Below are 13,798 nucleotides of genomic sequence, written 5' to 3'. Positions count from 1 at the left end.
TTTTTGCCGACCCGACTGTTTTCCTTGCTGTTTGGTTCGCTCTTTCCTTTGCCTTTTCACAGGGCGACCCTCCTTTTTATTTGTTTCCTTTGACATAATCCGCATCAAACAGGAACAGTTTGAACACCAGAATCAGAGATGGAATGAGCAGACATAATCCTCCGATAAAGACGACAACCAATGCGAAACCCATAGCTGGCGAGGTAGCACTGCTCTGAATCGTGATGTACGGATCAAGGATGTATGGATACTGACCGATGCCATAGGCAAAGAACGCACAGAAAAACTGTAGCATGATGCAAATAAAAGCAAGTCCGTAGCGGCGTTCGTTATACAGCAGCCACATGGCAACCATGAAGAAAGCGACGGATAAGGCGAGCAGCCACCAGAGATCCATCATATTTTGAAAATGACGTTCATTGTGCTGACCCAAATATATAAATGCAGTCAGCGCTAAAATAATCGTAGGTGTGCTCCAAAATAAGGAATAATTCCGCATGAGCTTCAAGGCACCTTGATCTTCAGCCCGTGAGGCGTAGAAGGTTAGAAAAGTTCCACTGATAAACAATACAGAGACAATCGCTAGTCCAACGATGCTCCAGGATAACGGGTTGGTGAATAACGCCCAGTAATCCAGTGAAACCGTCTCTCCCTGCTTCAGAATGAAACCACCTTCCGACAAGGTCAGGGCTACGGACAGAGATGCCGGAATCAACAAACCCGTTGCCCCATATAGAAACAGGTACACGATGTTGTTTTTGGAACCGTAATTCTCAAAAGCATAGAACGAGCCACGGATTGCTAAAAGTATAACGGCGATACTTCCGGGAACGATCAAGGCTGCGCCATAATAAGAGGCCGTATCTGGGAAAAATCCAACGATACCAATATAGAAAAAGACAAAAAATACATTCGTAATCTCCCATACGGGCGATAGATAACGAGAGATCAAACGGTTAATCAGATGATCCTGTTTCGTTAGACGTGCATAAAAGGCAAAGAATCCAGCCCCGAAATCAATGGAAGCAACGATCAGATATCCGTACAGGAACAGCCAGAGCACTGAAATACCAATTAACTCATAACTCATGGGGATGGCTCTCCTTTCTCTGCAACTGTTGCCGTTTTATTTGGCTTGGCCTGCAACCATTTCTCCATTTCTAGCTCAGCAGGATTGTTATTGAACAAACGTTTCAACACGAGAACGCAGATTACACCAAGCACGATATACAAAAGCAAGAAAACAAAAAATAAAATTCGCACACTCGGAGAAGATGTGGCGGCTTCTTCGACACGCATGTACCCACGAATAATCCATGGCTGCCGCCCGATTTCGGCATAGAACCAGCCCATCTCTACAGCGAGGAAAGCAAGCGGTGCGCTGAGTGCAACTAGGCCAAGCAGCCATTTGTTCAGCGGATTACGCTTCTTCCATAACACAAACAGGAAATATAGGCTGGAGATGGCCAGTAGAGCAAATCCGATGCCAGCCATTAAATCGAATAGATAATGCACCAGTAGTGGCGGTTGTTCATCGGGTGGAAATTCGTTCAGCCCTGTGACTTCTGCATTGAAGTCTCCAAAGGCCAGAAAACTAAGTAGTTTGGGCAAATGTAAAGCACCTATAATCTCATGTTCTGCATTCAGCCAGCCGAGTAGGATCAAATCCGCGCCGCTCTCTGTCTCAAAATGCCATTCTGCTGCTGCCAATTTCTCCGGTTGGTGTTCAGCCAAAAACTTTGCAGATACATCTCCAGCAAGTGTGTTCAGCAAACTGAATACCAGAACTACGGCCATCATCAGGTTTAGGCCTTTCTTGTGGTAAGCAGATACCCCTCTCTTCAACATCGCAAGAGCCGCGATCCCGGCGAGCAAAGCCGCTCCTGTCAGATAAGCCGAGCTTAAGACATGGAACACTTTAGAGAACGTTGCTGTATTCAGCATGGCTTGCACGGGATTAACCGCTGTAAATTGACCAGCCTGCATCACAAATCCTTCCGGTTGGTTCATGAATCCGTTCACGGTTGTGATGAAAACTGCGGACATCCCTGCTCCGGCAACAACGGGAATTGTAAGTAGCCAGTGGATATACGGGTTTTTGAATCGATCCCATGTATAGAGGTAAATGCCCAGGAAGATCGCTTCGAAAAAGAAGGCGAACACTTCCATAAATAGCGGCAATGCAATGACATTACCAGCCAGCTTCATAAAATTCGGCCACACCAGGGCCAGCTGTAGCGATATCGCTGTACCTGTCACCACCCCCACAGCCACCGAAATGACAAAACCTCGTGACCATCTTTTCGCCATAAGTATGTAGTGGGGGTCTTTCTTCCGAATACCGATAAATTCAGCAATCGCAATCATCAAAGGTATACCCACACCAAGTGTTGCAAAAATAACGTGAAATCCAAGTGTCAGACCCGTTACGAGTCTGCTCCATAACACCGTATCGACTGCCATTTTGTATTGCCTCCTCTCAAATTCCATTCATTGCTTCTTCTGTTTTACACATCCACTCCGATGACAGAATAACCTTACAATCGCTGTTATCCCCAGATTTTTTTGATTCCCTTTTTAAAGGGAAAATCCGGTGATAAAGGCGAAGCGTATGCTTCCGATGCTAGCTTTCTTTCAGAAAGCTTTTAGCTCCGCTTTTTCAGGTTTTTTCTGTCCTCTCCGTTTTTGTGTAAATTAGTTAGTTGTTAGCTTTCAAGCGAATCGCAAGTTGGTTATAGGCAAACGATTCCAATAACTTATGAGAAAAAAATCACAAACCAAAATACAAGGATAGGTTGCCACATGTCCAGTGCATTTAATCCTGCAAACGACATTAAACGTTATCCTAGGTTGGATGTCCATTTTCCTCTGATCACACAGCGTCTTAATCATTGGCTTAAACCTATTAATCAAAATTATTATATCCTTAATTTTAAGCAATTCAATCGCTGATACGTCTTCGTTGTTAAACGTTCAAGAAAGGCTCAACTCTTTCTGACAACTTCGTGAAAATAGGCACAATCACCCTTTAGGGCTATTGCATTATCTAGCTTAGCCGTGATATGCCGTGTTAATGATATTAGCTGATTGCTCATTGATTGAGTTTGAATCCTTGAGAGATTATCCAACCAATATTAGAAATGATCTGTGTTACACTAGAGTTACTTCTGTCCTCCGACAGAGAGACATGCAATTCATAACGATTAATAACGATTAATAACGATGCATAGTGTAAGGAGATGTTCTATTGAGTAATATTAAAAATAAATTCGATTATATGTCAGAAACCGAAAGACTCGTGATCCGCCCACTACAAGATAAAGATTACGAGAACTGGCTTCACGAATTCGAGAGCCGTTCTCCCTCCCAGCATCGACACGATCCTGGAAAAATGGATATGAGCGAATGTACATTAGAATGGTTCGAGCGTCTGGTAGCAAGACATCAGGAACTGGCGTTTAACGATAAAGTATATGTCTTTGGAGTTTTCCGCAAAGAAGATGGCACTCACTTGGGCATGATTGATATTGCCACCTTGGCGAGAGAACCTTTTCAGTGGGCGAGCTTTGGGTACACGATTCACAATCAGCACTGGAAAAAAGGATACGGCAAAGAAGCGGTACGTCAGGTCCTCCGTATTGCAGCCGAGTCTTTAAAATTCCACCGTTTGGAAGCACATATCAACCTGGATAACCTGCCCTCCATCAAGCTGGCTGAAAGTGTCGGTTTGGAGTTTGAATGTATTCGCAAAGGTTTTATCTATGAACATGAGGAATGGACGGATCATCTGGTATATTTCAAGAACCTGTTTTAAAGCAGTCTATTTATTTAAAAACAGATAACCTGAAAAAAGCAGCTACCATCCAAGTTAGCTGCTTTTACTTCAATATCAGACCAGACCAAGTGAACTAATAAAATACATTTATTTTACGGTGTGGATTCAGATCAGAGATACACTTCATATATAAACCAACTCATATCCACATGTATTAATGTGACTTTTTTTGAATACAGACCTCGAGGAATTTGCAATAACACATGGATAAATGTACTAATTCTATTTCTATCTTTTTCCTGAGTCAGTTACACCCGCTGAACAGCCATTTCATTTAAGATATGCCTTACTTGGTAGGTGCCCTCTTCTAATTCAGATTGTACAAATGACTCCACACGATCCTTCTCTACGTCATACAGTACTTCAATTTCTCTAGAGAACAGAAGATGTCCTTCTTTGATTTTGTTAGACAATGTAGCAATCTTCTTCGGCTTCGGCGCTTCATCCAGAATCTGCTGTAGCGCTTGAACGTAGGTTTCCAGAGGGCGAGCCCCAACCACTTTAATGCCTTGCTGCTCATTGTTGACAATAATAATGGATGGGAAACCTCTTACGCCTAGCCGGGCAGTCATCTCAAAGTCTTCTTCCAACAAGTCTTGTGCAGATTGCTGAGCAGCACTGGCCACGATTTCTTTTCCATTCAGCCCTAGCCCATTCACAAGCTCAATCAGCACATCATCTTCTCCAATATTTCGATTCATCGCAAATACGGCTTCACGTGCAACTCTTAGAAAGGCTTGTTCTTTCCCAGGATACATGCGCTCTATGACTTTAAACACACGAGAAGGCGGATAGGATGACTGGATTGGGTTCTCAAGCCAAACGGAACCGTCAATCGGCATCCGTGAGTGCTCACCTACTTCTCTCCAATGCCCTGCCACATCTGCAGGTTTCGAAATGCCATTTGCCCCATCAGAGAACCCTTCCCAGCTCGCTAGCAAACCACCCATTTTGGTCTCCACATTAAAATAATGACCGTACTCTTCTATAAAACGATTCAACACAGGTTCCAGTGCCCAGCAGTGTGAGCAAATGGGGTCTGTAGCATAATAAAGTGTTATTTTTTTCTCTTCCTGCTTTAGATTAATCACTTGCATTTCTTCTTCATCACTTACACCACATACACCCGTTTCCAAATCACACATCATGGATTCATTACTCATCATTATCCCATCCTTTTTGATCTTATCTATTGAATTGACTTTGTGTTAGTATGATTATAATATCTACAATCTACAGAACAAGTACGATTCTTTTTCTGACTAAGTATCAAAAAGTATACTAATGGACCGGAACAACAACTTTGGCTTGGAGGTTTTTGTGTGAAATATGATTTTAATTTTGAACAACTCTGTCCGGCTACTTATGCATTTCAAGTGATTGGTGGCAAGTGGAATCTGCCAATTCTGGCGATTCTAAGTGAAGATGACGCTATTCGATATAACGAATTAAAAAGAAGACTGCCGGGCATCACACCAACAATGTTAACCAATTGTTTGAAAGATTTGATTCAATACGGAATCGTGCATCGGGAGCAATATAACGAAATTCCGCCAAGAGTCGAATATTCACTCACACCATCCGGTAAAGAACTGGTTCCTTTAATTGAATCGATGGTGTTATGGGGTAAGAAAAATATGCAGCAAGGATCAAATTCACTTCAAAACGGATAAATGTCTTGTGGCATCATACGTAGTTAGCGGAAGTCCTGTTGTCCATCTTTGTACCAAATCCGGATTGGCAATGAAGGGTCGACCAAAAGCAGCCAGATCAATTACACCGTCATTGATTGCCTCTTCCGCCCTCTCCAGACTGAGATTCCCTACTCCGATAATCATGTGCTCCCATTGTGTCCGAATGGCCTGATGGAAGTTAAGTCCATCTAACCAGACACTTGCATAACTTTCGGTTGAAGGGTGCAGAATGGTGATGCCCGTTTCACGAAACAGCGCCAGATAGGCTTGGAGAGTCTCGACTCTAGAGGCCCATGAATAAGAAGGATCGTCATCCTTTTTTTCGGAAAACCGGATGCTTATGCGTTCTACGCTGATTTCTTTTTTCACCGCCTCAATAATCTCTCTCAAAAAGCGAAGTCTCTCCTGAAGACCGCCACCATACTGATCTGTTCGTTTGTTCGTACGCTCATTGATGAATTGGTCAATCAGATACCCATGTGCTGCATGGAGCTCGATCCCGTCAAACCCCGCTAAAACGGCAGTGCGCGCAGCCATCTGAAAATGATAGACAACATTCTCGATCTCCCCTTGAGTCATGGCTTGAGGGCATTCATAGGGCTTGTGAAGTTTATGCACCTTCCCCTCCGCTTGTATGGCTGAAGGGGCCTGGGGTTTCCTTCCGATTAAGTCGGAATGCGAAAGGCGACCCACATGCCATAATTGTGCGATGATCGTACCGCCGTGTCGATGAACAGCTTCCGTTACCTTTTTCCAAGAAGAGGTCTGTGCGTCCGTATATAATCCAGGTACCCCGTAGGTTCCTTTGCCTGAAAGCATCGGATTAATCCCTTCCGTAATGATCAAACCCACCCCATCTCTAGCTCGTTGTTCGTAATAAGCAGCGATTTCATCGGTTACCGTTCCGTCCGCATCTGATGCAAAACCTCTAGTGAGCGGAGCCATGACGATACGGTTGCGAAGCTTCCATTGGTTGATCGTTGCAGGTTGAAACAAATTTAAATTGATTTTAGTCATGTCATTTCCTCTTCTCTGTTTGAATTAAAGTTATTGTAGAACGGATAAGACATATCGTAAAATGATTAGAATATATAAGGATATCACTCAGAGTGATACCTTTACTTAAAGAAATGACGAAGAACTATCGTTCTTTTTCCGCTTAAAAATTGCTGTTCGGGAGGCTGTCATGGAACTATCTGATATTGATATTATGCTGGCCGTTGGACGCTCGGGCAAAATCTCACAAGCAGCCAAAGAACTAAACTATGCCCAGTCTAATGTCACAACACGGATCAAAAAACTGGAGGAAGAATACCAGGTTCAATTGTTTAACCGTTCTTCCAAAGGGGTGATACCCACGGAAAAAGGAACGCAGTTTCTTGCTTATGCGGCACGGATTCGAGGTCTGCTACATGATTTGCAACAAGAGATGATCGATCCGGAGGAACCATCGGGTACGTTGAAAATCGGAATCGTCGAAACCGCCGCTTCACGTCGTTTCATGGAGATTTTGAATGAGTATCAGATGACTTATCCGGACGTGTCCATTTCGCTGGTGAACGCCACCTCCCCCAAAGTGCTAAGGCATAAAATTCAGTCTTCTGAACTGGATGGTGCTTTCATTAGCGGGGCCTGCGTGAAGGAAGGATTAAAGGTGGAATATGAGATGCAGGATACGGTTCACATCATCTCGAAACGAACGGATACGCTTCTGGAATCGTTTTGTCAGCTTTCGTGGGTTGTCTTTCCCCAAGGGTGCCCGTATCGTGAGCTTACAGAAAAGTTTTTAGCGGAAGAAGAACTTTCGGCCAAAAAATTGATTGAAGTCAGTACAATGGAAAATTTACTTAACTGTGTAGAATCCGGGATCGCTGTGACAATTATGCCCTGTAGTGTTGTTCACAATAAACCTGAGGCATACACGTTACACAATCTATCTGATGTATTTACACCAACCACTACCACATTTGTTCGTGGTGAAAATCGATATGTCAGCAGTGCCCTTAAGCAGTTCATGAGACTGTTACATGAGAAGTGTATAACCTTCTAGGTCTTCATTGAGAACCATTTTGCTGACTATTCGACCATATATGCATAAAAAAGAGCAGCCAGATGGCTGCTCTCTTTTTATACTGTAACTCGTTCTACATACTGAATAGCTCATTCTGCTCACCCAAGCAGCTCTTTTATTACTTAAGACTGTTCCATAATTGCTGAAACGCCCCCTGCTCTACTTCAAAAAATACAGGTACATGACCGTAACGCACCATGCCTTCCTCACCGAACAACACAAGCTGAACCTTTGTTTTATCTTTCAGGGTCAAATAAATCATTTTGCGATCTTCTTTGCCATAGAGACGTTCTTCCAGTTCAGAACTTGTTGCAACCGGTGTTGCTTTGTACAATGCTTCAATAAAACGGTTCAGTGACTCGTCTGCCGGAAGCTGCTGTAGCTGCCCCAGCCCATTATTCCAGCTATCGAAGCTCTCCCACTGCGCTGCAGTCACATGACCCTCGATGTTAAGCTTGCCAATTAGATCTGTGCCGCTGCTAATCGACATACCATTGGTTTTATCGAACAATTGGGCGTAAACTTGTCCGTCTATTTCCGTATAAGACATAATCCGAAAATCAGAATCGTATCCGTTCACGGTGTAAATATCTGCTGTACCAATCGTCGAGGCCAGCTCTTTGTAGTCATCCTTACCACTTAGCTCATGGATGCCACCAGTCGTTTTGCCCAGTTTCTCACCTCGTAGCGCCAAGGCATCTGCAGCATCCACCGTTGTCGCAGATTCGGTGTAGGCGTTACCTTGATAAACAACTAATCCGATCATACTTGCTTTAACATTCTTATCATCACTGGGTAACTCAATCTTCGGAATCTCGACGGGAACAATATTTGAGTTTTCAGTTTTGATCGCAGTCTCTCCTTTGGTAACCTTTCCTTGGTTAACCTCTCCATTATTTAACGCAGTCTCTTTTGCAGGTGCAGTCGTTCCACCCCATTGCTGCCAGACGGTTGGTGCTGCAAGTCCGATACTGGCGGCGACAACAATGCTTGCTGCGACGATGTACAACGATTTACGAGGACGTTTCGTGGGTTGACGCTGGACATTCACGTTCTGTTCGATTCTTTTTTTCATCTGGTCATCTGGTTTCATCTGATCCACCGCTTTCTTATATCGTTGTTTGAATTGTTGTTCGTTCATGGTTGTTCCTCCCCCTCAAGCTCCACTTTTAATAGTTGTCTCCCCCGTTGTAATCTCATCTTCACAGCTGATTCACTAATCTCTAAAATTTGGCTAATGTCCCGGATGCCATAGTCTTCGTAATAATAGAGATGAACTACCGATCTATATTTCACGGGCAGAGACAACACCAGTTCAATCAAAGCCTGATCTTCAGGATTATCCATCATGACGGGTTCCACGGTTCCCAGCTTGACTTCCCGTTTACGCCAGCCTTTACGGAGCAGGGATTTGCAATGATTGGTAATCACCCGGATCAACCATGCTTTTTGATGTTCCGCATCGTTGAACGAAGGCGCTTTTTCCATCCATTTAATGAACGTATCCTGAGTGGCTTCTTCCGCGTCTTCCCGCCTGCCGAGGTGAACCATTGCAATCCGGAACAGCGTATCCGCGTATGTATCATAGATGTTCGTGACTTCATCACTTGGTTGGGATATGGTTTGCTGCATGGTTGTTGTGCCCTCCTTTATACCCTAAACACTCTTACGGACGACATTTGGTCACATTTTGTTTTCACTTTTTTTATCTCCGCTTGCAAAACACGCAAAAAAGGCTATTTCGCTGACAACACACTACCAAGTGCGTGTCATTGAAATAGCCCATTCATATTAACATTAACGGTAAAGTGCCCCGCTTTAAACGGGTTGATTCACAAACTAACTTATTTCCAAATAATCGAGATATGCGTCCCATGTACCGTCATCTGCTGTTACGATCAGCTCAATCACCTGATTTCCGGTGCCATGACTGATATTATTCAGCGTATACACTGCGGGACTGCTGCCTCCAAAATAAAACGTACCTTTCGTCTGCCCGCCAATCTTTAGATCCACTCTGGCCATATTGGCATTATTCGACGCACCTCGCAATGCGAATGGATGCGTCCCGCTTGAGAAGTTATGTGTCGTCCGCACGGCGTCATTATTCGCATACAAGACAACACCGTTGAACGGAGAGCTGATATTGCCAGTATACTGTCCGCTCTTGGTCATATTTTCTGTTTCGATTCTCACCGTCGTTGCAGGTGGATTGTTCGTTGCCCCATCCGGTGCAACGGCTCTTCCGGTGGATGGAGAGATCATACCGGCACACAGGCCTCGGTTTTTCAAATTTTGAGCAATCTGAGGAATAGCCTGAAGTGTTGTCTGGTACTGATCATGCATTAGAATAACATCTCCACTTGCCATACGATTCACCGCAGCTACTATCTGGGAGGCACTCGCTCCATTCCAATCCTGTGAATCGACATTCCACAACACTTCTCTCAAACCGTTCTGGCCAATGACCGATTTCACCGTTGCGTTGGTAGCACCATAGGGGGGTCTGAAGAGTGAAGGTGATGAACCGGTAATGGAACGAATGGTCTGCTGTGTACGTGTAATCTCAGATGCCATCTGAGAAGTATTCAGCTTCGTCATATCCGCATGCGTATAGGAATGGTTGGCAATCCACATGCCGGCGGATACCTGCGCACGAACCAAAGCTTGATTGTTTTGCGAGTTTTGTCCGGTATTAAACATGGTAGCGCGCAGACCCGACTGTTTCAGTGCATTAAGTATATTGTTGGTATTGTTGGAAGGGCCGTCATCAAAAGTCAGACCTACATAACCGTTAGGACAACGGGCATCGGCTGCAGTCGCAGAAGGCAGTGGAGGAATAGCGAATAACGAACCTAAAAGGGCAACAGACATGGCAGCTTTAATGAGCTTGGATTTAAACATGAATACACCTCCAGTTAATTGGTTAACATCATATTCTTTATGGTTCAATCGAAATGGCTTACTGCCGTACTTCGCTCCGCCTCCTCTCTTAACCAAAATCACCTTCCGATAAAAGCGCTTACATAGATGAATAGATTAAACTCTATCATTATGATGTTTCTAGCACTTCGCCCGGGTTGAATCTAGTATAAACGATGATTATATTGAAGTAAATTCAAATTATTACAATATATCCTATTTATTTTTCGATCCCAAAAAGAAAAACCTTGATACAGAGTCAACACCACCTAGAACATAGAGGGTTTAAACCTGTATCAAGGAGATAACTTTCACACTATTTATTTATTAAAGGTAACCTTTTCTACGCTACCATCCAGAGTAATGGATGTATCACGCGGTTTTGTTTCCGCAATTTTACGTCCTTCTCTGAAGGAGTACAGAACCGCTGCCTGTTTGCGCACCGCTTCGTATTCATTCTCTGCTTCCATAATAATGAAGTTTGCTGGCTTGCCTTCTTCAATACCGTAACGATCTTCAATGTGCAGTGTTTTGGCACTATTTTTTGTAATCAGATCGATGGAATTCACAATCTGGTCGTAACCCAGCAACTGTGAAGCGTGAATACCCATGTGAAGCACTTGCATCATATTGCCCGTACCGAGCGGATACCATGGATCGAAGATATCATCATGGCCGAAGCAAACGTTCAAGCCCGCTTCCTGCAGCTCCTTCACTCGTGTCAGCCCTCTTCTCTTCGGATACGTGTCAAAGCGTCCTTGCAGGTGAATGTTTACCAGCGGATTGGATACAAAGTTCAGATTGGCCATCTTGAGCAGCCGGAACAGCTTGTATGTGTATGCATCGTTGTATGACCCCATTGCAGTGGTGTGACTTGCTGTAGTACGTGAGCCTAGCCCTCGTTCATACGCTTCCTTGGCAACAACTTCAATGAAACGGGATTGCTCATCATCAATTTCATCACAGTGAATATCAATGAGACGGTCGTATTTTTCAGCCAGGTCAAAAGCAACTCTCATGGAATCAACGCCATACTCACGTGTAAACTCAAAGTGCGGAATGCCGCCGACAACGTCCACGCCCATTTTAAGTGATTCTTCCAGCAGCTCCACACCGTTTGGATAAGAGTGAATGCCTTCCTGCGGGAAAGCAACCAATTGAATATCGATGTACGGTGCCAATTCTTCCTTCACTTCAAGCATCGCTTTAACGGCGATCAGGCTTGGATCTGTCACATCCACATGTGTTCTCACATGCTGAATGCCTTGCGCCATCTGCCATTTCAAAGCTGTTTTGGAACGTGTTTTCACGTCCTCATGGGTCAGAAATGCTTTTCGCTCCGACCAGCGCTGGATACCTTCGAACAACGTACCACTCAGATTCCACTCCGGCTCCCCTGCTGTCAGCGTTGTATCCAGGTGAATATGTGGTTCAATGAATGGTGGCAACACCAGTGCTCCGCCTGCATCTAGTGTCTCTTCATTTGTACCCGAAGCTGGCTGTGGATCTTGTGTAATCTGCTCAAACTTCCCGTCTCTAAAGACGATATTCCAGAGGCCTTCTTTACCCCGCAATTTTGCGTTCTGTATAATCATGTGTTTTCCCCTTTTCTTTGGATGATGTCATGGACACGATAGCCATGAGGATTACATACGCTACGGCTGTACCGATCAGCGCATTAAGCGGTGTTACACCGGGAGCCAGTTGCGCAAATGCTACACCTATAGCCCATGCAACCATAGCGACCCAGTTTACTTTTTTGAAATTCATGTCGGCAAATGGTGCATACGATCTGCGTTTTACAATGAAGTAGTCCGCAATGATGATTGCTCCAATCGAGGGAATTGCTGCGCCGAGCACATTCAGGAAACCCACGAAGTTGTTGTACATCCACATCGCAAATACGGTCCCGATGATCCCGTTAACGATAACAAAGAATTTTTTCGATATTTTCGTAATGTTGGCAAAACCAAGACCCGAAGCATATAAAGCATTGTCGTTGGTTGTCCAGATATTGAGGCCCAGTACGATAATTGCTGGAATAAGTAACCCTTGCAGGAACATCACTTCTGATATGTCAGCCAGATTGTACGCCATTGCGCCGACAGCTCCAAACAAGAACATGAGTGAGTTACCGAGGAAAAATGCAATCACCGTCGCCGTAACCGCCTGCCGCGACGTCCGGGAGAAACGTGCAAAGTCTGGCGTGAGCGTCCCGCCGCTTATGAAAGAACCGATACAGATGGTGAGCGCTGCGGCCGCGGTAAGCGTCTGTGTTGGCGTGTAATCCAGCAACCCTTGTAGCCCGCCCAGCGAGCCAGCTCCCTCAAACATGGAGTACCCTCCGAGAATCGCTATGGCAGGTACTGCAATATAACCAAGAATAACAAGAGACTTCATACCGAAGATCGCGGATGCGGTCATGGCCAGACCGAATACAACGATAAGCAGGTATACGTTCCAGTCCATCGCTTTGGCAACCGGAATGGCAAACATCGCTACCCCAACCCCGAACCATCCGACCTGTGTAAAACCGAGCAAGAAGGAAGGTAGATAAGATCCTTTTTCACCAAACGAATATTTCGCCAGCAAATGGGTGGACAATCCTGTCTTGGCAGCGATATGCGCCAGCGCCCCGGTGTAGATGCCAAGCACCAGATTACCTGCCAGCACGATCGCCATAAATTCCATAAAGGTGAGGCTGACACCAAGTGTCCCACCAGCCAGCATACTAGCCGAGAAAAACGTGAATCCAAGCATGACGGATAACGTCTTCCAGAAATGATTGCGCTGTGCCTTCGGCACCTCTTGCCATGAAAACTCTTGATCTTGTTTGCTCATCAGAAACCCTCCAGTTAAAAGTGTTCTGATACCATAAAAAAAGCAGAAAAAGAGGCTACTTGTCACGCTTATACGCTGACAAGTAGCCTCTTTATGCATCATAATCCGCGCGAAGACACAGAACATTCCTGTGCAGGAAATGCTCTGATTCTCGCGTGATTACAAAATCCGCTGCCCTTGCCAGCCTCTCTGGACTGAATTAAAGGTACCAGTATTCAATTACATTCTATTATTTTGTAAAAATGGTTGACTGTCAATGTCATTTTCATCCAAATTCATTAATATTCGCATCGCGAGAAGCCGGTATTTAACTCATAATTCCTGTCGTAGCTTGGTCTCCACGTCTTCCCTTGCTACGTCAAAATAGGATGTAATTTATTAAAAAAGAATGAAGCACGTAGCAGGAACAATTCGCATAAATGTAGAATATTGTCA

At 44.5% G+C, this 13,798-nt stretch carries 12 protein-coding genes; 3 read left to right on the top strand and 9 right to left on the bottom strand.

The features are described from left to right. Positions 1 to 76 precede the first annotated feature (76 nt). Both MHI38_RS02010 and MHI38_RS02005 read right to left on the bottom strand, forming a co-directional pair. On the bottom strand, positions 77 to 1,090 hold the full coding sequence (locus MHI38_RS02010; protein WP_090916035.1) for a cytochrome d ubiquinol oxidase subunit II: 1,014 nt from the start codon (positions 1,088 to 1,090) through the stop codon (positions 77 to 79). Next, positions 1,087 to 2,463, bottom strand: coding sequence for a cytochrome ubiquinol oxidase subunit I (locus MHI38_RS02005; RefSeq protein WP_154889010.1), 1,377 nt, complete (start codon positions 2,461 to 2,463; stop codon positions 1,087 to 1,089). The genes MHI38_RS02010 and MHI38_RS02005 overlap by 4 nt, the downstream gene beginning before the upstream one ends. Before the next feature lie 814 nt (positions 2,464 to 3,277). On the opposite strand from MHI38_RS02005, the gene MHI38_RS02000 reads away from it, so the two are divergent. Next, entirely contained in the window at positions 3,278 to 3,814 is a 537-nt protein-coding gene (locus tag MHI38_RS02000; protein WP_090916506.1) for a GNAT family N-acetyltransferase, read from the top strand. Positions 3,815 to 4,083: 269 nt separating this feature from the next. Here the strand turns inward: MHI38_RS02000 and MHI38_RS01995 are convergent, their stop codons facing one another. Continuing rightward, complete coding sequence (locus MHI38_RS01995; protein WP_341180883.1) at positions 4,084 to 4,998, bottom strand: DsbA family oxidoreductase; 915 nt, start codon at positions 4,996 to 4,998, stop codon at positions 4,084 to 4,086. 159 nt (positions 4,999 to 5,157) lie between these two features. Between MHI38_RS01995 and MHI38_RS01990 the strand changes: the two genes are divergently transcribed. Continuing rightward, entirely contained in the window at positions 5,158 to 5,508 is a 351-nt protein-coding gene (locus MHI38_RS01990) for a winged helix-turn-helix transcriptional regulator (RefSeq protein ID WP_154889012.1), read from the top strand. On the opposite strand, the gene MHI38_RS01985 is transcribed toward MHI38_RS01990, so the two are convergent. Beyond that, positions 5,491 to 6,546: an oxidoreductase gene (locus MHI38_RS01985; RefSeq protein ID WP_154889014.1), complete on the bottom strand. Its 1,056-nt coding sequence runs from the start codon at positions 6,544 to 6,546 to the stop codon at positions 5,491 to 5,493. The genes MHI38_RS01990 and MHI38_RS01985 overlap by 18 nt on opposite strands. A 169-nt stretch (positions 6,547 to 6,715) precedes the next feature. Between MHI38_RS01985 and MHI38_RS01980 the strand changes: the two genes are divergently transcribed. Then, the gene (locus MHI38_RS01980; RefSeq protein WP_090916024.1) at positions 6,716 to 7,579 is read left to right on the top strand and encodes a LysR family transcriptional regulator; all 864 of its coding nucleotides are present in this window, start codon (positions 6,716 to 6,718) and stop codon (positions 7,577 to 7,579) included. Between the two features lie 139 nt (positions 7,580 to 7,718). Here the strand turns inward: MHI38_RS01980 and MHI38_RS01975 are convergent, their stop codons facing one another. The 5 genes from MHI38_RS01975 to codB all read right to left on the bottom strand — a co-directional run bounded on the left by MHI38_RS01975 (position 7,719) and on the right by codB (position 13,363). Next, positions 7,719 to 8,741, bottom strand: coding sequence for a hypothetical protein (locus tag MHI38_RS01975; RefSeq protein ID WP_154889017.1), 1,023 nt, complete (start codon positions 8,739 to 8,741; stop codon positions 7,719 to 7,721). Further along, a complete protein-coding gene (locus MHI38_RS01970; protein ID WP_154889019.1) occupies positions 8,738 to 9,232 on the bottom strand; it encodes an RNA polymerase sigma factor in 495 nt (164 codons plus the stop codon). Before MHI38_RS01970 ends, MHI38_RS01975 begins: the two co-directional genes overlap by 4 nt. Positions 9,233 to 9,439: 207 nt before the next feature. Continuing rightward, positions 9,440 to 10,504, bottom strand: coding sequence for a polysaccharide deacetylase family protein (locus tag MHI38_RS01965; RefSeq protein WP_341180882.1), 1,065 nt, complete (start codon positions 10,502 to 10,504; stop codon positions 9,440 to 9,442). 338 nt (positions 10,505 to 10,842) lie between these two features. Further along, positions 10,843 to 12,117 carry a cytosine deaminase gene (locus tag MHI38_RS01960; RefSeq protein WP_154889023.1) on the bottom strand — a complete coding sequence of 425 codons (1,275 nt, stop codon included), beginning with the start codon at positions 12,115 to 12,117 and terminating at the stop codon, positions 10,843 to 10,845. Continuing rightward, positions 12,086 to 13,363: a cytosine permease gene (codB, locus tag MHI38_RS01955; RefSeq protein ID WP_253494630.1), complete on the bottom strand. Its 1,278-nt coding sequence runs from the start codon at positions 13,361 to 13,363 to the stop codon at positions 12,086 to 12,088. Before codB ends, MHI38_RS01960 begins: the two co-directional genes overlap by 32 nt. Positions 13,364 to 13,798 lie beyond the last annotated feature (435 nt).

The organism is Paenibacillus sp. FSL K6-1558 (genome assembly GCF_038002565.1).
Lineage (GTDB): Bacteria > Bacillota > Bacilli > Paenibacillales > Paenibacillaceae > Paenibacillus > Paenibacillus polysaccharolyticus.
This window is presented reverse-complemented; position numbering and strand designations above follow the sequence as displayed.